This is a genomic window from Cellulosimicrobium sp. MI9406, assembly GCF_040595865.1.
Classification (GTDB): Bacteria; Actinomycetota; Actinomycetes; order Actinomycetales; family Cellulomonadaceae; genus Cellulosimicrobium; species Cellulosimicrobium funkei.
In genome coordinates this window covers 210,126-229,985 of sequence record NZ_JALIZI010000001.1, presented here as the reverse complement: position 1 = coordinate 229,985, position 19,860 = coordinate 210,126, and the positions used below count along the sequence as shown (strand labels likewise).

Sequence of the window (19,860 nt, the reverse complement as noted above, 5' to 3'; positions counted from 1 at the left end):
GGTAGGGTGCTGCAAATTCTGGCGGGCAAATGTGATCTGGACCACTCAAACCGGGCGGTTCGCGACGATCTTTTACACGGAGGGAACAGCGCGGGTGCAGATTTTTCCCAGCCGTAACACAGCGCGGCGCACCGCCGCGCGTGCCCTGACCTGCGGCGTCACCGCGACCGGCCTGGCGCTCGGTGCCGCGCTCGGCCTGGCCGCGTGCACGCCCGACCCGCAGCCGACGTCGACGCCGTCGAGCGTCGTCGTGCAGCCCGGGCGACCGGGGGAGGGTGCGACGACCGTCGCCCCCGAGGACTACGCGGGCGCGCCCGACGAGGGCTCGTGGAACCAGGCCGACGCCGCGTTCGTCACCGGCATGATCGAGCACCACCTCCAGGCCCTCGAGATCGCCGCGCTCGCGCCCGACCGCGCCGGGTCCGACGCCGTCCGGTCGTTCGCGGAGCGCGTCACCGCCGCGCAGGGGCCCGAGGTGCACGCGCTCGCGTCGTGGCTCCAGGCGCGCGACCTCGCCGTGCCCGAGGGCGCGCAGGACGCGGGCGGGACCGGCCCGCGCGCGCCCGACGGCGCGGGGCACGACCACGGCGACGGGGCCGCCGGGATGCTCTCCGACGAGCAGCTGGCGGCGCTCGAGGCCGCGAGCGGCCCGGAGTTCGACCGCCTCTTCCTCGAGGGGATGATCCAGCACCACGAGGGCGCGCTCGCGATGGTCGACGTCGTGCTCGTCGAGGGAGAGGACCTCTTCGCGAACGAGATGGCCGCCGAGACGGCGGCCGGCCAGGGCGGCGAGATCGACCGCATGCGGGACCTCCTCGCGCAGCTCTGACCCGGCCGTCCCGGCACGGGCCGCCACGCACGACGGCGGCCCGCCCCGGGGTGGGACGGGCCGCCGTCGGGCGTGCGGGACGGGTCAGCAGGAGAGGTTGTTGCCCGTCGTCGTGCCGAGGATCTGGGCGAACCGCTGGAACGCGGCGATGCGCGACTGCACCTGCGCCGGGTTCCCGCCGTTGCACTCCATCGTGCCGTTGATCGAGCGGATGGACTCGCCGAAGCCGGCGCCCGACACGATCGCCTGGTGCCCGGACATCGAGCCCGCGCCCGACTGCGTGTTCCAGAACCACAGGCCGGTCTTCCACGCGACCGCGGAGTTCTGCTCGACGAGGTACGGGTTGTTGAGCAGGTCGATGCCGAGCGCGTCGCCCGCGGCCTTGTAGTTGTAGTTCCAGCTCAGCTGGATCGGGCCCTTGCCGTAGTAGGCGGACTGGCCCGCCGGGCAGCCGTACGGCTTCGACGTGTCGCAGTAGTGCGGGTAGTTCGCGGTGTTGATCTCCTTGACGTACACGAGGCCGCCGGTCTCGTGGTTGACGTTGGCGAGGAACGCCGCGGCCTCGCGCTTGGCGACCTCGGTGCCGCCCGTCGTCGCGAAGCCCGGGTAGGCGGACAGCGCGTCGACGAGGCCCTGGTACGTGTAGAACGGGTTCCGGTTGGGGAACATCTGGTTGAACTGCGCCTCGGAGACGACGAACCCGGTCGGGTTGCCGGGGTTCCCCGGGTTGCCGGGGTTCGTGCCGCCGCCGCAGGCGCCCTGGCTGCGCCAGACGCCCCACTCGCCGGTGGTGCCGGGCGTGTCGCCCTGGGTCCACCAGCCGGCCTTCCAGTTCTGGCCGCCGTGGGAGACGACGGCGCCGCCCGTGTACACGGCGCTCGCGCTCCAGGGGGCCGCGCACGTCGCGGCGTGCGCCTGCTGCGCCGGGCCCGCGACGGACCACGAGAGCGCTCCCGCGAGCGCGAGGACGAGGCTGAGGAGCAGGGCGAGGGGGCGGGAGATCGGCCGGGCGGCGGCCGTCGTGGGCGCCGCGGGGGAGGACGACGCCGGGGCTCGCGTGTGCATCGGTGCACCTTTCGTCGGTGGTCGGGTCGCTTCGAGCCTGACCGCCGCGCGGCGTCGTGGACAACCCCCCTACGCGGAACCCCGTACCCGTGGGAGCCCGAGGTAGGGCCGAGGTCCCGCGAGGTAGAGCCGAGGTCGGGACCACGGCTCTACCTCGCGCGACCGGGGCTCTGCCTCGCGGGACCAGAGCTCTACCTCGTGGTGGGGGACGAGCGTCGCGGGGGCGGCGGGTTGACGTCCGGGCGGGGCGGGTGCAAGAGTGTCCGCCAACCCGGAAACGTTTCCAGGGCTGTCGAGGTCGTCAGTCTGGAAACGTTTCCAGAACGACGGTCCTTCGACGACGAGGTGGACGACAGTGACGTCATCACGCGCCACGCTGATCCAGGTGGCACAGCGGGCCGGGGTCTCCCTGGCCTCGACCTCCCGTGCGCTGCACGGGACGGGCGCGAGCCCCGCGATGGTCGAGCGCGTGCGCGCCGCGGCCACCGAGCTGGGGTACAGCCCGGACGCCATCGGGCGCTCGCTGCGCCTCAAGAAGACGTTCCAGGTGGCGTTCGCCGTCGCGGACATCGGCAACCCCGTCTACGTCGAGATGATGACGGCGATCCACGAGGTGCTCGCGCCGCACGGCTACCGCGTCGTCGTCATGACGACGGGGGACACCACGCGGTCCACCGTCGAGCTCGTGCGCAGCCTGTCGAGCGGCTTCGTCGACGCCATGATCCTCAGCCCGCTGCGCACCGACGACGAGCTCGTCGAGGAGATCCGCGAGGCGCCGGTGCCGGTCGTCGTCATCGGCCGCACGCTCGCGGACCGCGGTATCGACTCGGTGTCCACGGACTCGGCGGGCGGCATCGGCGAGGCGGTGCGGCACCTGCTCGGCCTCGGCCGTCGCCGGATCGCGTTCCTCAACGGCCCCCTCGACACGACCCCCGGTGAGGCGCGCCAGCGTGGCTTCGACGCCGCGACGCGCGCCGCCGACTTCGATGCCGAGCGGGTCGAGGTCGCGCCCGCCCTCGACTTCACCGTCGCCGCGGGCCTCGCGACGACGCGCGCGCTGCTCGACGCCACGGACGACGGCGCCCGCCCGGACGCGATCGTCGCGGCCAACGACCTCCTCGCCATCGGCGCCATCCGCGCCGTGCGCGAGCGCGGGCTCTCGGTCCCCGAGGACGTCGCGGTGACCGGCATGGACGACACGGAGATCGGCCGCGTGTTCCAGCCGAGCCTGACGAGCGTCTCGCTTGGCTCGACGGAGCGTGGGCGCGTCGCCGCGCAGCTCGTCGTGGACCTCGTCGACGGCGACGCGGAGCCCGGGCGGCACACCGCTGTCGGGCCGCGGCTCGTCGTGCGCGAGTCGACCGCCCCCGGGGGTGGTTCCCGGTGAGCGCACCGACCCTCGCGGGCGACCCCCGTCGCGCCGCCCTGCGCCCCGACCGCGGCCCGGTGCGCCGGACCGGCGGCATGGCCCGCGCCAAGCGGCGCGAGGCGATCGCGCTCGTCATGCCGTCGCTCCTGCCGATCCTCGTGCTCAGCGTCGCGCCGCTCGTCATGGGCGTCGCGCTCGCGTTCACCGACGCGCGGCTCGTGCGCCAGCCGGACTACCAGTTCGTCGGCGTCGACAACTTCGTGCGCCTCGCGGACAACTCGTTCTTCTGGGACTCGTTCCGCATCGGCATGATCTGGGCCGTCTCGGTGACGCTGCTCCAGCTCGTCGCGGCGATGGGCCTCGCGCTCCTGCTCAACTCCGGGCTCCGGCTCCAGGGCCTGACGCGCGTGCTCGCGCTCATCCCGTGGGCCATGCCGCCGGTCGTCGTGGCGATCATGTGGCAGATGATCTACTCGCCCAACGCGGGGCCGCTCAACGCGTTCCTCGGCGCCCTGGGCCTGCCGGACGACATCAACTGGCTCGCGGACTTCTCGACCGCCCTGCCCGCGGTGATCGTCGTCGGGGTGTGGGTCGGCATGCCGCAGACCACCGTGACGCTGCTCGCCGGGCTCCAGCAGATCCCGGACGAGCTCCACGAGGCCGCGGCCATGGACGGCGCGGGCGCGTGGCGCCGCTTCACCGCGGTGACGCTCCCGAGCCTGCGCCCGATCATCACCTCGATCACCTCGCTGAACTTCATCTGGAACTTCAACTCGTTCTCGCTGGTCTACGTGCTCACCGAGGGCGGGCCGGGCGGCCGGACCATGCTCCCGATGCTCTTCACGTACCTCGAGGCGTTCAAGAACCGCAACATCGGCTACGCCGCCGCGATGGGCGTCGTGCTCGTCGTCGTGGTCGTCCTCCTGCTCGCGATCTACCTGCGGTCGCAGTTCCGCTCCGAGAAGGAGAGCTGACCCGTGCGCGCACTCGTCCGTCCAGCCCAGTACGCGGCCCTGGGGTTCTACATCCTGTTCCTCGGCTTCCCGCTGCTCTGGCTGATCTCGGCCTCGCTCAAGTCCTCGGGCGAGCTCAACTCGCTCACCGTGAGCCTGATCCCGCAGGACTGGCACTGGGAGAACTACTCCCAGGCGCTGGCCCGGCAGGGCCTCGTCCGCTCGGCCTGGAACAGCGCGATCGTCGCGGTCGTGTCCACGCTGCTCGTCATCGTCATCGCGCTGCCGGCGTCGTACGTGCTCGCCCGGCTGCGGGGCAAGATCCGCGCGGCGGGCGTCGGCTGGATCCTCGTGAGCCAGGTCTTCCCGGTGATCCTCATCATCCTGCCGCTGTTCCTCATCCTGCGGACCATCGGGCTCACGGACTCGCTCGTCGGCCTCACGCTCGTCCACACCACGTACACGCTGCCGTTCGCGCTGTGGATGATGCAGGGCTACGTCAGCGCCATCCCCGTGGACCTCGAGGAGGCGGGCTCCATGGACGGCGCGAGCCGGCTCACGGTCCTGCGCACCATCGTCTTCCCGCTGCTCATGCCCGGGATCGTCGCGACCGCGATGTTCAGCTTCGTCTCCTCGTGGAACGAGTTCTTCTTCGCGCTCGTGCTGCTCCAGTCGCCCGAGAACTACACGCTGCCCATCACGCTGAAGATGTTCATCGGCGGCGAGGGCAAGGTGGCGCTCGGCCCCCTCGCCGCGGGCTCCGTGCTCGCGGCCATCCCCAGCATCGTCTTCTTCTCGATCATGCAGAAGAAGCTCACCGGCGGCCTGCTCTCGGGCGCGGTGAAGGGCTGACCGTGACCCCCTCCACGCCCGGTCCCGCCCCCAGGCTCTCTCGACCCCACCCCCACCCGAAAGGTAGAACCATGAAGACTCGTGGTGCGTCCATCGCCGCATGCCTCACGATCACGACCCTGCTCGTCGCGTCCTGCTCCAGCGGGGGCGGCAGCGGGGACGACGGCGCCGACGGCGGCACGGTGACGCTGAAGTTCCAGTCGCTGTCCGACCAGCCCGCCGCGATCGAGGCGACCGAGAAGATCGTCGCCGACTGGAACGAGGCGAACCCCGACGTCCAGGTCGAGATCGTGCCCGCCGGCTGGGACGGCATCTACGACAAGCTCATCACCCAGTTCAACGGCGGCGCCGCGCCGGACATCATCCACTACGAGGCCGCGAGCATCGTGCCGTTCGCGGTCGACGGGTACCTCGCGGACCTCTCGGAGTACATGTCCGACGAGCGCCGCGAGGACATCCCCGAAGGCATCCTGGACGCGGTGACGGTCGACGACCAGGTCATCGCGTACCCGACCGAGCTGCAGTCCTACATGGTCTTCGCCAACAAGACGATGCTCGACGCGGCCGGCGTCGAGATCCCCACGGGCGAGACGATGACGTGGGACGAGCTGCGGCAGATCGCGCAGGCCACGACGAAGGACGGCGCGTACGGGCTCGGGTGGGGGCTCGCGAGCCCGACGGCCGCGTTCATGGCGATGGCCCCCGGCTTCGGCGGCGAGTACTTCGAGGGCACCGGCGCCGACGCGAGCATCACCATCGGCGAGGGCGAGATGGCCCTGCCGGAGCTCGTGGACACGATGGCGCACACCGACAGCACGGTGCTGCCGGTGACCCTCACGCAGTCCGGGTCGGAGACGCTCGCGTCGTTCTACGCCGGCGACGTCGCGATGACCATCCAGGGCTCGTTCCAGGCGGCGAACATCGCGAACGACGCGCCCGAGGGCTTCGACTGGGTCGTGCTGCCCCCGCTCGAGGGCCCCGACGGCGCCGAGCAGGCCGCGAACCCGCAGACGCTCTCGGTGAACATCGACTCCGAGCACGTCGAGGAGTCCGCGGAGTTCATCGAGTTCTTCACGCAGACGGAGAACCTCGCCGCGCTCAACGAGGCGGACGCGCTCATCCCGGCGACGACGTCGGCCCAGGAGGCCATGGCGGAGTCGCTCGGCGACGAGAACGGCTGGTCGACGATCCTCTCCTCCGGCCAGTACCTCACCTCGGCGCCGTACCTGTTCGTCGACGCGTACGCGCAGTGGAAGGACACCGTCGCGACGCCCGCGTACCAGAAGTTCCTCGCCCAGGAGATCGACGCCGACCAGCTCGCGACCGAGCTCGAGTCGGGCTGGGCCGAGATCACCAAGTAGCACTCTCGGTCGTTCGCCGCGGCACCGCGTCACGGGTCGCGGCGAGCACCGAGCAGCAGCGGCCGGGCGGCCGCGCACGCGACCGCCCGGCCGGGAACCGCGACCCGCACGGGTCGCACCGGCGCGAGGCGCCGAGACGGATCGACAGGGAGTGGATCGTGACCTGGCTGGACGACCGAGCGGTGGCAGTGATCACCGGAGCGGCGGTGGGGGACGCGCTGGGAGGCGCCACGGAGGGCTGGACGCCCGAGCAGATCGAGGAGCGCCACGGCGGCCGCGTGACGGGGATCGTGGAGCCCTGGTACCCGAACTGGCAGGACGCGCGTCCGATCGCGCCCTACCACAAGGGTGACGGGCACATCACGGACGACACCCTCATGACGCGCGCGCTCGTGGAGGTGTACGCGAAGCGCCGCGAGCACCTCGACGCGTACGCGATGGCCGAGGACCTCGTGCCCCTCATGATTGGCGAGCCGCGCTGGATCCCCGAGCTCGAGTCCACGGCCCTGCTGCTCCAGCGCGTGTTCCTCGCGGAGAAGTGGATCGTCGCGCGCCTGCACTACGGGCACGTCGACCCGCGCGAGGCCGGGGTGGGGAACGTCGTCAACTGCGGCGCCGCGATGTACGTCGCGCCCGTCGGGCTCGCGAACGCGGGCGACCCGCGCGGCGCGTACGCCGAGGCGATCGACCTGACCGGCGCGCACCAGTCGAGCTACGGCCGCGAGGCGGCGGGCGTGTTCGCGGCCATGGTCGCCGCGTCCGTCGCGCCGGGGGCCACGGTCGACGACGTCGTGCACGCCGCGCTCGACGTCGCGCACGACGGCACGGCCGCCGCGCTCCAGGCCGTCGTCGAGGCGTTCGACGGCTGGACGACGGCGCCCACCACCGACGAGGAGGAGCGCGCCCTCGCGCGGCTGATCCGCGACACGGTCGCGCCGTTCGACTCGGTCGGGCCCGCGTACCGGCAGATGTCGATGGACGCACGGCGCCCGTCGCGCACCAAGTCCATCGAGGAGCTGCCCGCGGCGCTCGGCTTCGTGCTCGGGCACCGCGGCGACTTCCGCGGCGCGGTCCTCGGCGCCGTGAACTACGGGCGCGACGCCGACTCGATCGCCGTCATGGCCGGCGCGGTGTGCGCGGGCCTCGGCGGGACCGCCGTCGTGCCGGACGAGTGGCTCGACGCGATCGAGGAGGCGAGCCGCATGGACGTCCGGGAGACCGGGCGGCTCATGGCGTCCGCCGCGCAGGACATCCTGCGGGCCGACCGCGAGCGCGCGACCGCGCGCCTGCGCGCGCTCGCCGAGCTCGGCAACGCGCCCGTCGACGGCGCGGCCCTCCCCGCGCGGGCGGGTGAACCGGCGTGAGGCTGACCTGGGCCCAGCCGGAGGACCTGCTCGCGCACGAGCTCGTCCAGGCCGCGGCGGAGGGCAAGGACCCCGCGGCGCTCGCGGACGTGCGCGAGCGCTGGGCCGCCGCGGGCGGGGACCCCGTCCCCGCGGTGAGCGGGGCCGGTCCCGTCCCCGCGACCCCGGAGCTGCGCGCGCTCGCGCGCGGCCTGCTCGTGGAGCTCGACGCGCTGCCCGCGGCGCCCGCGCCGCACGAGCCCGACGACTGGGACGCGATCCTCACCACGCTCCCGGCGGCGCCCGGCCTGCCCACCCGCCCGGGCGCCGTCGGGTCCTCCGTCGGCACGGGAACCGGCGCCGCCGACGCCGCGTACGCGGACCGCGTGCTCGGCGCGTGGACCGGGCGCGCGGCGGGCTGCCTGCTCGGCAAGCCCGTGGAGAAGATCCCGCGCGCCGGGATCGAGGAGATCCTGCGCGCCACGGGCCGGTGGCCGCTGGACCGCTGGTTCACCGCCGTCGGGCTGCCCGACGACGTCGCCGCGCGCTGGCCGTGGAACCGGCGCAGCGCCCCGACGTCGCTCGAGGAGAACATCGACGGGATGCCCGAGGACGACGACCTCAACTACCCGATCCTCGCGCTCGCCCTGCTGGAGCGGCACGGGCGCGGCTTCACGACGGACGACGTCGCGCAGCTCTGGCTCGACGCGCTGCCCGCAGGCCGCGTGTTCACGGCCGAGCGCGCCGCGTACCGCAACATCCTGGACGCGCGGCCGGTGCCGGAGACGGCGACGCACCACAACCCGTTCCGGGAGTGGATCGGCGCGCTCATCCGCACGGACGTGCTCGGCTGGGTCTCGCCCGGCGACGTGCGCGAGGCCGCGCGCCTCGCGTGGACGGACGCGCGCCTGAGCCACACGCGCAACGGCGTGTACGGCGCGATGTGGGCGGCCGCGCTCGCGTCGGCGGCGATGGTCTGCGAGACGGTGGACGAGGTGCTCGACGCGGCGGACGCCGTCGTGCCGCCAGGCAGCCGCCTGGCCGCGGCGATCCGGCTCGGGCGGGACGCGGGCCGCGACGGCGACGCGTCCGAGGCGGGCGTGCGCGCCGGGCTCGACACGATCCACGCGGCGTACGGCGACCTGCACTGGGTGCACGTGCTCAACAACGCCGCGGTGATCGCCTACGCGCTCACCGCGGGGCGCGGCGCGGACGGCCGCGGCGACTTCGGCGCGAGCGTCGCGATCGCGGTCACCGCGGGCTGGGACACCGACTCCGCGGGGGCGACGGTCGGCGGCGTGGTGGGTGCGCTGCAGGGCGTCGAGGGCATCGGCCAGCGGTGGACGCGCCCGCTCGACGGCCACATCGCGACCTCGCTGCCCGGCGGCGAGCAGAGGATCGTGGACCTCGCGGCGCGGACGGTCGCGCTCGCGACGGTCCCGGTCGTGGTGGCCGGGGGAGCCGTGCAGGGTCCCACGGAGGAGGCACAGGCATGAGCACGACGGCGGACGGGGAGCAGGGCGCCACGGTCCCGGGCGGGTCGGGACGGGTCGTGGTGGTCGGGTCGGCGAACGTCGACCTCGTCGTCGACGTGCCGCGGCACCCCGGCGGCGGCGAGACCATCCTCGGCGGCGAGCTGCGGCGCAACCCCGGCGGCAAGGGCGCGAACCAGGCGGTCGGCGCGGCGCGCGCGGGCGGTGCCGAGACGACGTTCGTCGGCGCGCTCGGGCACGACGACGCGGCCGACCTGCTGCTCGCGTCGCTCGACCGCGGCGGGGTGCGGACCGACCTCGTCGAGCGCGTGGACGCCGCGACGGGCACCGCGCTCATCACCGTCTCGCCCGACGGCGAGAACGCGATCGTCGTGGCGCCCGGCGCGAACTCGCACGTGACGGTCGGCGCGGCGCAGGCCGAGCGGATCGCCGCGGCGGACGTCGTGCTCGCGCAGCTCGAGATCCCGCTCGACGTCGTGCGCGCCGCCGCCGCGGCGCGCCGGCCGGGCGCGCTGCTGGTCCTCAACGCGGCGCCGTCGCGCGACCTGCCCGACGACGTGTGGGCCGCGCTCGACGTGCTCGTCGTCAACGAGCACGAGGCGGCGGACCTGGCGGGCGCCTCCGGCGACGCCGACCCGAGCGCGCTCGCGGGGCTGCTGCTGGAGCGCGTGCCGGCCGTCGTCGTGACGCTGGGCGGAGAGGGCAGCCTCGTCGCGGAGCGCCGCCCGGCCGGGCCCCTGCTCACGACCGTCCCCGCGATCGTCGTCGAGGCGGTCGACACCACCGGCGCGGGCGACACGTTCTGCGGCGTCCTCGCCGCGGCGCTCGCGCGCGGCGCGGACCTGCCCGACGCCGCGCGGCTCGCCGCCGCCGCGGGCGCGCTCGCCGTGACCCGGCCCGGCGCGCAGGACGCCGTGCCCGACGCGGCGGACGTCGTCGCGCTCGCCGAGCGCGCCGCGAACCCCGACCGACCGACCTGAGCCCGTCCGCAGCACGTCCGAGCGCGGGCCCGGCCCGCCGAGGGAAAGGCACCATGACCTACACGTTCGACCCGCTGGTCCCGCGCCCGATCGACCTGCCGACCGAGGTCGCGCTCGACGGGCCGCTCACGCCCGAGCAGTCCCTCGCGCTCGACGAGGCGAAGATCTTCGTCGGCCCGGCCGACCCCGCCGACCGCCCGGCCTGGCGCGAGCGCCTCGCCGCGTGGCGCGACGACGCACGCCGCCGCCACGGGTACACGGGCGCGGCGTACGACCGCCCGGACGCGGCGTGGGCCGCGGGGTGCTCGACGGTCGCGCAGGTGTGGCTGTGGGACGAGCTGCTGTACTCGTTCGAGGAGCACCGGTTCACGCCGGAGCGGTTCCTCGCCGACGCGCGCGAGCGGTTCGGCGGCCTCGACGCCGTGGTGCTGTGGCACGCGTACCCCGTCATCGGGATCGACGACCGCAACCAGTGGGACTTCTACCGCGACGTTCCGGGGATCGTCGACCTCGTGCAGACGTTCCACGACGCGGGTCTGCACGTGTTCGTCGACTACAACCCGTGGGACGTCGGCACGCGCCGCGGCGACGACGACCTCACCGAGCTCGCCGCCGTCGTGCGCGACCTCGGCGCCGACGGCGTCTTCCTCGACACGCTGAAGAAGGCCGAGCCGGAGCTCGTCGCACGGCTCGAGGCCGCGCGCCCGGGGATCGTCCTGGAGGGCGAGTCGAAGCTCCCGGTCGAGCGCATCGAGGACCACTCGTCGTCGTGGGCGCAGTTCTTCGCCGACTCGCCCGTGCCCGGCGTGCTGCGCGCGCACTGGTACGAGCGCCGGCACATGCAGCACCACGTGCGCCGCTGGCACCGCGACCACTCCGAGGAGCTCCAGTCCGCGTGGCTCAACGGCGTGGGCGTCATGGTGTGGGAGGTCGTGTTCGGCGTGTGGGTCGGCTGGTCGCGGCGCGACGCCGCGACCGTGACGCGCCTGGTCACGGTCCAGCGCGCGGCGCGTCCGCTGCTGCTCGACGGGGAGTGGACGCCGCTGGCCGAGCTCGCACCCGAGGCCGAGGCCGCCGGGGTCTACGCGTCGCGCTGGGAGCTCGACGGCGTGACCCTGTGGACGCTCGTCAACCGCGGTGACGCCGACTACGCGGGCCCGCTGCTCGCGGGCGGCGGGGACGGCGCGGACGTGCGCGTGCCCGGCCGAGGGATCGCCGCGGCGCTGCACGTGGCCGACGGCGCGGCGGAGCCCGCGTGGCTGCCGCACCTGCGCGACGTGGTCGCCTCGCTCGACGAGACCGCGCCGCACGACCCCGACGCGCGGTTCCCGCACCGCCTCGCGCGGCGCCTCGACGCCTCTGTCCCCACGTCCGCTCCGACCGGGGAGACGGACCCGACCGGGCCGGAGGCCGTCGTCGGGCAGGACGCCGCCCGGGCGACGGGCGCGCCCGGGGCGGGCGCCGTCGTCGTGCCTGCGGGGCCGTACGCGCTGACCGTCCGCTACCGCGCGCGCGAGACCGGGATGTACCAGGGTGCGCCGTACGTGGACGAGTGGAAGCCGCTCCCGCCGCGCCTGCACGACGCGCGGACCCTCCAGCGCGACGGCGAGCTCGCCGCCCCGGTGGCGGTGGGCCGCGACGTGACGAACGCGGAGTTCGCGGAGTTCCTCGCGGCCACGGGCTACGTGCCCGCCGTCGCGCACCGCTTCCTCGCGCACTGGGTCGACGGCCGTCCCGCGCCCGGCACGGAGGACGAGCCCGTGACCTTCGTCGACCTCGACGACGCGCGCGCGTTCTGCGCGTGGCGCGGCGGGCGCCTGCCCACCGAGGACGAGTGGCAGCTCGCGGCCGAGCAGCCCGGCTGGACGCGCGACGAGCCCGCCGTGTGGAGCTGGACGGGCTCCGAGCACTCGGACGGCCGCACGCGGTTCGTCATGCTCAAGGGCGGCAGCGACCACCGCGCCGAGGGCTCCGACTGGTACGTCGAGGGCGGGCGCCACGCGGCCGACTACGCGGTCAAGCTCCTCGTCCCGGGCGTGGGGCTCGCGCGCGGCGCGACCGTCGGGTTCCGCTGCGCGTGGGACCTCGCCGACGACGCGACGGGGGTGACGGCATGACGGACGCACCGCGCGTCTCGCGCGACCCGGCCGCGGGCGCGCTCGCGGGCCTGCGCGTCGTCGACGCGTCGACGCTGTTCGCCGGGCCCATGGCGGCGATGCACCTCGGCGACCTGGGCGCCGACGTCGTCAAGGTCGAGCACCCCACGAAGCCCGACCCGTCGCGGACGCACGGCGCCGCGAAGGACGGCGTGAACCTGTGGTGGAAGACGCTCGGGCGCAACAAGCGCACCGTCACCGCGAACCTCGGGAGCGACGGCGGCCGCGAGGTGTTCCTCGCGCTCGCCGCCGAGGCGGACGTCGTCGTCGAGAACTTCCGGCCTGGCACGCTCGAGCGCTGGGGCCTCGGCTACGACGAGCTGTCCGCGCGCAACCCGCGCCTCGTGCTCGCGCGCGTGAGCGGGTTCGGGCAGGTCGGGCCGTACCGCACCCGCCCCGGGTTCGGCACGCTCGCCGAGGCGATGAGCGGGTTCGCCGCGATGACCGGCGAGCCCGACGGCCCGCCGACCCTCCCGCCGTTCGGGCTCGCCGACGGCGTCGCGTCGCTCGCGACCGCGTTCGCCGTCATGGTCGCGCTGTCCACGCGCGAGCGCACCGGGCACGGGCAGGTCGTCGACACGGCGATCATCGAGCCCATCCTCGCGATGCTCGGGCCGCAGATCACGCGCTGGGACCAGCTCCGCACCGTGCAGCCGCGCACCGGCAACCGGTCCGCGAACAACGCGCCGCGCAACACCTATCGCACGCGCGACGGACAGTGGGTCGCGGTGTCGACGTCGGCGCAGTCCATCGCCGAGCGCGTCATGCGCCTCGTGGGTCGCCCCGAGATCGTCGACGAGCCGTGGTTCGCGAGCGGCGTCGAGCGCGCGCAGCACGCCGACCTGCTCGACGAGGCCGTCGGCGGCTGGATCGCGCAGCGCACTCGCGACGAGGTCGTCGCCGCGTTCGAGGAGGCGCAGGCCGCCGTCGCGCCGATCTACGACGCCCAGGACATCGTCGACGACCCGCAGTTCCGCGCGCTCGGCACGATCCACGAGATCGAGGACCCCGAGCTCGGCCCGATGCTCATGCAGGGCCCGCTGTTCCGGATGTCCGAGAACGACGGCGTCATCCGCTTCACCGGCCGCGCGCACGGCGCCGACACCGACGCCGTGCTGGGCGAGCTGGGCTTCTCGCCCGAGCGCGTCGCCGAGCTCCGGGCCGAGGGGGCGGTGTGACGGGCCGGGGCGACCGGCCGGGCGCCGGGCCGCCGCTGACGCTGCTGTACGTGCCCGCGGACCGGCCCGACCGGGTGGCCAAGGCGCTGGGGTCCGCGGCCGACGTCGTGCTCGTCGACCTCGAGGACGCCGTCGCGCCGGCGCGCAAGGACGAGGCGCGGGCGCACGCCGTCGCGCTGCTCGACGACGCGGCCGCCGCGCGCGGCGTCCAGGTGCGGGTCAACCACCCCGCGACGCCGTGGCACGCCGCCGACGTCGCGGCCCTCGCGGGCATGCCGCTCGCCGTCGGGGCGCGCGCGCCGAAGGTCGAGTCCGCCGACGAGGTGCGCGCGCTCGCGGCGGCGCTCCCCGGGCGGGCGCTGCACCTGCTGGTCGAGTCGGCCCTCGGCGTCGAGCGTGCGTTCGAGCTCGCGACGGCGTCGCCGCAGGTCGCGTCCCTCGGGCTCGGGGAGGCCGACCTGCGTTCCGACCTGCGGGTCGACGACGAGGCCGGGCTCGCGTGGGCACGCAGCCGGGTCGTCGTCGCGGCCCGGGCGGCGGGGCTGCCGTCGCCCGCGATGTCCGCGTTCACGCACGTGCGCGACCTCGACGGGCTCGCGGCGTCGTGCCGCGCCGGGCGGTCCCTCGGGTTCTGCGGCCGCACCGCGATCCACCCCGCGCAGCTCGACACCATCCGCGACGCGTTCCTCCCGACCCCGGCCGAGGTGGACCGCGCGCGCGAGGTCGTCGAGCGCGTCGGCGACGCGGCGGCGTCGGGCACGGGCGTCGTGGCGCTCGCCGACGGCACGTTCCTCGACGTCGCGATGGTCGAGCGCGCGAGCACGGTCCTCGCGCTGGCGGACCGCCGCCCACGCCACTGACGACCGCCGAGCACGGGATCTGCGACCGGATTCCCCCGAGGACGGTCGCCAACCCCGTGGTCGGCGGGTGGGGGGTAGGGGGAGGGGGCAGTCATCACCGGATCTCGACGAGGAGACACCATGGACGCAGCACGACGGCCGCACCGGCGGCCCGGGACGACGGCGGCGCTCGCCGCGCTGGCGGTGAGCGCGACGATCGGCGGGTCGGCGCTCGCGCTGCCCGCGACCGCCGCGGAGCAGGGCACGGTCGAGGCGGGGCGGGTCGCGGACTCCGCGGCCGGGCCGATCGACTACACGGTCTACCTGCCGCCCGGCTACGACGACGCCGCGCAGGAGTACCCGACGCTCTACCTGCTGCACGGCCGCGGCGACACGCAGGCCGCGTGGCAGCAGGTCACGGGCGACCTCGACGAGCTCATCGGGGCGGGCGAGATCCAGCCGATGGTCGTCGTCATGCCCGACGCGCCGTGGAACGACCGCGGCTCCTGGTACACGGACTCGCTCTACACCGGGGACGCGACGGGCGCCGGGGTCGGCACCGCCGTCGAGACGGCGTTCACGCGCGACCTCGTCGCGCACGTCGACGCGACGTACCGCACGGTCGAGGACCGCGAGGCGCGCGCCGTCGGCGGCTACTCCATGGGCGGCGCGGGCGCGCTGCGGTTTACGCTCGCCCACCAGGACACGTTCTCCGCGGGCATCGTGCTGAGCCCCGCCGTCTACGTGCCGCAGCCGCCGGCCGACTCCTCGGCCCGCGACCACGGCGGCTACGGCGTCGGGACCGCGCCGTTCGACGCCGACCGGTACACGGAGCTGTCCTACCCGACGGCGCTCGCGGCGCTCGACCCGGCGCTCCCGGTGCACCTGTTCGTCGCCGTCGGCGACGACGAGTGGGCCAACCCCGACCCCGCCGAGGCCACGCACGACATCGACTTCGAGTCCGCGCGCCTCTACAACCAGGCGCGCCGCGTCCCGGGCGTGACGGCCGAGCTGCGCGTGCTCGACGGCGGCCACGACTGGGACGTCTGGCGGCCCGCGTTCCGCGAGGGGGTCGTCGACGTCTCGGCGCGCCTGCGCACCACGCCCGCCGTGCCGTGGGACGCCGAGCTCCTCGGCTCCGCGGGCGACGACCGCGCGGGCGGGGTCGCGGCCCTGCCCGACGGCGGGACCGCCGTCGCGCTCAACCTCGCCGGCGCGTGGGACGGGTACGAGCCCGCGGGCGGGCTCGACACGGTCGTCGTGCGGCGCGACGCCGACGGCGCCGAGGTCTGGCGGCACGCGGTCGCGACGGCCGCGGACGACCGCGCGTACGGCGTCGTGCCGGGCGCCGACGGCGGCGTGCTCGTCGCCGGGTACACGAAGGGCGACCTCGACGGCGCTCACGCGGGCACGACGCGCGACGACGGGTTCGTCGCGGCCGTCACCGCCGACGGCGAGCGCGCCTGGACGCTGCAGACCGGCGACCCCGCCGCGGCCGACCGCTTCTACGCCGTCGCGCCCGACGGCGCGGGCGGCGCCTACGTCGCCGGGTACACGAGCGGTGCCGTGGGCGACGCGCCGAGCGCCGGGGACAAGGACGCGCTGGTCGGGCGGGTCTCCGCGGCGGGCGAGCTGCTGTGGTTGCACCAGGTGGGCGGGCCCGGCGAGGACAAGGCGCTCGCGGTCGCGGCCTCGCCCGACGGCGCGGTGTACGTGGGCGGGGTGTCGGGCGGCGGGATGCCCGGGGCCGAGCGTGCGGGCGCGAACGACGGCTGGGTCGCGCGCTACGGCGCGGACGGCGAGCAGGAGTGGCTGCGCGCCGTCGCGACGGGCGAGAACGACCAGGTCAACGGCCTCGTGGCGCGCTCGGACGGGTCGGTCGTCGCCGTCGGGCACACGCGCGGGGCGCTCGGCGAGGGCGGCAAGCTCGGGGACAACGACGTCGTCGTGCGCGCGCTCGACACCGCGGGAGAGGTCCTGTGGACGACGCAGGTCGGGACGTCGACCGACGACCGCGGCGTGACGGGCGTGCTCGGCGCCGACGACGCGGTGCTCGTCGTCGGCACGACGTACGGCGCGCCGGGCACGGCCGTCGGCGGGGTCGACGTCGTGACGTTCCCCGTCGCGGCCGACGGCACCCCGGGCGAGGCGACGCAGACCGGGTCGCGCGAGCGCGACGGCGCCGACGAGTGGGACGACGCGAACCTGTTCGCGGCCCCCGCACCCGCCGCGGACGGCCGCGACGGCGCCGCGCTGCTCACCGGGCTCACGTACGGCGCGCCCGCGGGCGCGACGAACGCGGGCGCCGCCGACGTGTTCGTGGCCCGGACGCCGTGGGACGCCGTCGTGCCCGACGCCGGGGCCACCGGCCCGGCGCTGGACGTCACCGCCGAGGCGCGGTGCCTCGCGGGCAAGGCCTACGTCGCCGTGCGCGCGACGAGCACCGGGGACGCGCCCGTCGACGTCGAGCTCGCGACGCCGTACGGCACGCACGTCGTCGCGGACGTCGTCCCGGGCGCGTCGGCCTACCGGTCGTTCGCCGTCCGCGCCACGACCGTCCCCGCGGGCGAGGCGACCGCGACGGTGGACGGCCGCGCCGTCGTCGTCCCGTACGCCGCGCTCACCTGCCCCTGACCCTGACCCTTACGCTGCCGCCGCCCCCCGCACGCAGCCGAGCACGGGGTCGGCGACCGTTTCTTCGGGATTTCGGTCGTTGACCCCGTGCTCGGCGGGCGGTGGTGTCGGGGAGGCGCGGTCAGCAGGTGAGGTGGTCGCCCGTGGTCGTGCCGACGATCTCGACGTAGTGCCGGAAGAGGCGGACGCGGTTGTCCATCTGGCGGGGGTTGCCGCCCTCGCACTCGAGCGGGCCGTTGATGGCGCGGATGGTCTCGGCGAAGCCGTGCTCGCCGACGATCGCGTCGTGGCACGTCATCGAGGCCGTGCCGGGCTGGGTGTTCCAGTACCAGAGCGCCGTCTGCCACGCGACGGTCGGGTCCTGCTCGACGAGCCACGGGTCGGCGAGGAGGTCGATCCCCAGAGCCTCCCCGGCCGCCCGGTAGTTGAAGTTCCAGCTCAGCTGGAGCGGGCCGCGGCCGTAGTAGGCGTCCTGCCCGGCGGGGCACCCGTACGGCTGCGCGGGGTCGCAGTAGTGCGGGTAGTTCGCGGTGTTGACCTCGACGACGTGCTCCAGCCCGTGCGTCTCGTGGCTCACCTGCGCGAGGAACGCCGCGGCCTCGCGCCGGGCCACACGGTCGCCGCCCGACGTCGCGAACGCGGGGTACGCGACCGTTGCCGCGACGAGCCCGGCGTACGTGTAGAACGGGTTCCGCTCCGGGAACATCGCGTCGAACTGCTGCTCGGTCACCACGAACGTCGTCGGTGCGGTGGTGGTCGTGGTCGTCGGGTCGGTCACGGGGTCCCCCCTCGTCGGCGGCGGCCGCGACGCCGCGGCCGCGCCCACCCTACGGGATTGGTGAGGAGACCTGCGTAACCGGGAGAGGTGCCTCGGATCGAGCCACCGAGTCGCCCACCGAGACCCCCACGACGCTGCCGAGCACGGGGTCGGCGACCGGATCGGTGCGGATCCGGTCGCCGTCCCCGTGCTCGACGGGGTGGTGGGCGGGGCCAGGGGTCAGGGTGTCAGCGGCAGGTCGTCTCCGGGTAGGCGGCGGTCGTCTCCGTCTGCACGGCCCGCCCGTCGACGTCCTTCGTCGCGACGAGCGTGATCTCGCCCGCGTCGAGCGTCTTGGCCTTCACGGCGAGCGTCTTCTCGGCCGACTCCCCGGCGGGGACCGCCGAGAACGTGTGCTCGCCCGCCGGAGTCTGCACGGACACGTCGATCGGCACCGTGTCCTCGTTCGTCACGGACGCCGTCAGCCAGAGCTGCTTGCCCGCGGCCTTGCACGACGGCGTCGCGGTGCCGGAGAAGCGGACCGTCGTCGAGCCCGGCTCGGCGCCGACCGTGGCCGCCGTCGCGGACTGGTCGAACGACGCGTTGCCGAATGTCGTGAACCAGCCCTGGGCGGTCGCGAAGTCGTCGGTGAAGGCGCGCGACAGGAGCAGCAGGAGCCGCGCCTTGACGGCCGTGAGGTCGCCGCCGGCGATGATGCCGTTGCCGCCCCCGTACGACGACCCCGACCCGGTGCGCGTCGTCGAGACGAACCAGACGCCCTTGTCGCGGACGGCGGCGGTGCGGGCCTGGCTCATCGCGGACGAGATGCCCCCCGCACCCGTCCCCGCGGTGACGATGCCCCGGACGCCCGCGTTCGCGAACGCCGTCACGGCCTCGCCGCCGGCCTGCTGGTAGGACATGAGGATCTCGACGCGCGGAAGCGTCTTCGCGTCGACCTTCGCGAGGTCGAACGGCGTGAACCACTCCTCGGTGTCGCACGCGAGCACGCGCGCCGGGGCGCGACCGAGCGTGACGTTGTCACCGTCGATCCAGCCGAGCACGCCGTACTCGCGCGTCTGGAACGTGTCGGTGCGGTACGAGTTCGACTTCGTGACCTCGCGGGCCGCCTGGATCTCGTCGTTGAGCATGAGCACCGTGCCGAAGCAGAACGTCTGCTGGGACGCGGCGACCTTGATCGCGTTGTAGAGGTTCGCGGGCGCGTCCGTGCCGAACACGAGGCTCGAGTCGGGCCCGGCGCCCGACCCCCACGGACGCATCGAGCCGGACGTGACGACGGGCTTGCGCGACCGCACGGTGAGGTCGAGCCAGTACGCGAACTCCTCCTGCGTGTCCGTGCCGGTCGTCACCACGACGGCGTCGGCGGTCTTCAGCTGCTTCTCCACCTCGAGCGTGAGCGCGTGGAACTGCTCCATCGAGTAGCCGGACGACCCGGCGTTGCCGAACTGGACGGCGGTGACGTCGGCGACCGCGTCGAGCTCGGGCCGCAGCGTGTTCAGCATGTCCTCCATGCGGTACGTGCCGGCGCGGTAGCTCGTGAACGTGTCGCGGCCGGTCGCCTTGCCGGCCATCGTGCCGCCGGTCGCGACGACGACGACCTTCGGCTTCTCCGCCGCGGCGGTCGCCGTCGCGGTCGTGTACCGCGCGGACGTGATGCCGAGCGGGTTCGCAGGCGCGGTGCCGGCCGCGAGCACCGGTGCCGCGGCACCCTCGGCGCGCGCGGCGGCGGCCGACGCCCGGGAGTCGGCGACGGTGTACGCGACCGTCGCGGCGAGGGCGGCGCACGCGAGCACGAGCGCGACGACGGCCGCGACGGCGCGGCCGGACAGGGTCAGGGTGAACGTTCTCAACAGGGGGCCTTCCGTCGGGGGGAACATCTGGCCCGCCCGACGCTAGGGACCGTGTGTTGCCTGGGGATTGCCTGGGCGTAAGAAGTACGGACGTGCCGGTTACCGGTGGAGCGGTTGACCCGCGCTCCCCGCGGGTCCAGCCTGGCGGGAGGGCCGGCGTCGGTCCGGCCCGGTCAGGAGCGG

General features: G+C 74.7%; 15 protein-coding genes. 12 read left to right on the top strand and 3 right to left on the bottom strand.

What is annotated here, in order from left to right:
* The first annotated feature begins 31 nt into the window (after positions 1-31).
* A complete protein-coding gene (locus MT994_RS00990; protein ID WP_354804713.1) occupies positions 32-829 on the top strand; it encodes a DUF305 domain-containing protein in 798 nt (265 codons plus the stop codon).
* Between the two features lie 84 nt (positions 830-913).
* Here the strand turns inward: MT994_RS00990 and MT994_RS00985 are convergent, their stop codons facing one another.
* Entirely contained in the window at positions 914-1,894 is a 981-nt protein-coding gene (locus MT994_RS00985; RefSeq protein ID WP_083384651.1) for a glycoside hydrolase family 19 protein, read from the bottom strand.
* 355 nt (positions 1,895-2,249) lie between these two features.
* Here MT994_RS00985 and MT994_RS00980 point away from each other — a divergent pair, with 355 nt between their 5' ends.
* The 11 genes from MT994_RS00980 to MT994_RS00930 all read left to right on the top strand — a co-directional run bounded on the left by MT994_RS00980 (position 2,250) and on the right by MT994_RS00930 (position 17,052).
* Entirely contained in the window at positions 2,250-3,281 is a 1,032-nt protein-coding gene (locus tag MT994_RS00980) for a LacI family DNA-binding transcriptional regulator (protein WP_354804712.1), read from the top strand.
* Positions 3,278-4,237 (top strand): sugar ABC transporter permease, encoded by a 960-nt coding sequence (locus tag MT994_RS00975; RefSeq protein WP_206158315.1) that lies wholly within the window; start codon positions 3,278-3,280, stop codon positions 4,235-4,237. Before MT994_RS00980 ends, MT994_RS00975 begins: the two co-directional genes overlap by 4 nt.
* A gap of 3 nt (positions 4,238-4,240) precedes the next feature.
* Complete coding sequence (locus MT994_RS00970) at positions 4,241-5,068, top strand: carbohydrate ABC transporter permease (protein WP_021481799.1); 828 nt, start codon at positions 4,241-4,243, stop codon at positions 5,066-5,068.
* Positions 5,069-5,139: 71 nt separating this feature from the next.
* Positions 5,140-6,429 carry a sugar ABC transporter substrate-binding protein gene (locus MT994_RS00965; RefSeq protein ID WP_354804711.1) on the top strand — a complete coding sequence of 430 codons (1,290 nt, stop codon included), beginning with the start codon at positions 5,140-5,142 and terminating at the stop codon, positions 6,427-6,429.
* Between the two features lie 182 nt (positions 6,430-6,611).
* On the top strand, positions 6,612-7,793 hold the full coding sequence (locus MT994_RS00960; RefSeq protein WP_212715493.1) for an ADP-ribosylglycohydrolase family protein: 1,182 nt from the start codon (positions 6,612-6,614) through the stop codon (positions 7,791-7,793).
* On the top strand, positions 7,790-9,268 hold the full coding sequence (locus tag MT994_RS00955) for an ADP-ribosylglycohydrolase family protein (RefSeq protein ID WP_354804710.1): 1,479 nt from the start codon (positions 7,790-7,792) through the stop codon (positions 9,266-9,268). Before MT994_RS00960 ends, MT994_RS00955 begins: the two co-directional genes overlap by 4 nt.
* Positions 9,265-10,245: a ribokinase gene (locus MT994_RS00950; protein ID WP_354804709.1), complete on the top strand. Its 981-nt coding sequence runs from the start codon at positions 9,265-9,267 to the stop codon at positions 10,243-10,245. Before MT994_RS00955 ends, MT994_RS00950 begins: the two co-directional genes overlap by 4 nt.
* Before the next feature lie 53 nt (positions 10,246-10,298).
* Positions 10,299-12,362 carry an SUMF1/EgtB/PvdO family nonheme iron enzyme gene (locus MT994_RS00945; RefSeq protein ID WP_354804708.1) on the top strand — a complete coding sequence of 688 codons (2,064 nt, stop codon included), beginning with the start codon at positions 10,299-10,301 and terminating at the stop codon, positions 12,360-12,362.
* Positions 12,359-13,579, top strand: coding sequence for a CoA transferase (locus MT994_RS00940; RefSeq protein ID WP_086149918.1), 1,221 nt, complete (start codon positions 12,359-12,361; stop codon positions 13,577-13,579). The genes MT994_RS00945 and MT994_RS00940 overlap by 4 nt, the downstream gene beginning before the upstream one ends.
* Positions 13,576-14,439, top strand: a complete 864-nt coding sequence (locus MT994_RS00935; protein ID WP_354804707.1) for a CoA ester lyase — start codon at positions 13,576-13,578, stop codon at positions 14,437-14,439. Before MT994_RS00940 ends, MT994_RS00935 begins: the two co-directional genes overlap by 4 nt.
* 120 nt (positions 14,440-14,559) lie before the next feature.
* Positions 14,560-17,052: an alpha/beta hydrolase-fold protein gene (locus MT994_RS00930; RefSeq protein WP_354804706.1), complete on the top strand. Its 2,493-nt coding sequence runs from the start codon at positions 14,560-14,562 to the stop codon at positions 17,050-17,052.
* Positions 17,053-17,173: 121 nt separating this feature from the next.
* On the opposite strand, the gene MT994_RS00925 is transcribed toward MT994_RS00930, so the two are convergent.
* Positions 17,174-17,830 carry a chitinase gene (locus MT994_RS00925; protein ID WP_354804705.1) on the bottom strand — a complete coding sequence of 219 codons (657 nt, stop codon included), beginning with the start codon at positions 17,828-17,830 and terminating at the stop codon, positions 17,174-17,176.
* A gap of 227 nt (positions 17,831-18,057) precedes the next feature.
* A complete protein-coding gene (locus MT994_RS00920) occupies positions 18,058-19,677 on the bottom strand; it encodes an asparaginase (RefSeq protein WP_354804703.1) in 1,620 nt (539 codons plus the stop codon).
* Between the last annotated feature and the right edge of the window lie 183 nt (positions 19,678-19,860).

Excerpts from the sequence above, each read along its gene's own strand:
- MT994_RS00985 (WP_083384651.1), bottom strand. The coding sequence starts at position 1,894 with ATGCACACGCGAGCCCCGGCGTCGTCCTCCCCCGCGGCGCCCACGACG.
- MT994_RS00965 (WP_354804711.1), top strand. The coding sequence starts at position 5,140 with ATGAAGACTCGTGGTGCGTCCATCGCCGCATGCCTCACGATCACGACC.
- MT994_RS00950 (WP_354804709.1), top strand. The coding sequence starts at position 9,265 with ATGAGCACGACGGCGGACGGGGAGCAGGGCGCCACGGTCCCGGGCGGG.
- MT994_RS00945 (WP_354804708.1), top strand. The coding sequence starts at position 10,299 with ATGACCTACACGTTCGACCCGCTGGTCCCGCGCCCGATCGACCTGCCG.
- MT994_RS00940 (WP_086149918.1), top strand. The coding sequence starts at position 12,359 with ATGACGGACGCACCGCGCGTCTCGCGCGACCCGGCCGCGGGCGCGCTC.
- MT994_RS00930 (WP_354804706.1), top strand. The coding sequence starts at position 14,560 with ATGGACGCAGCACGACGGCCGCACCGGCGGCCCGGGACGACGGCGGCG.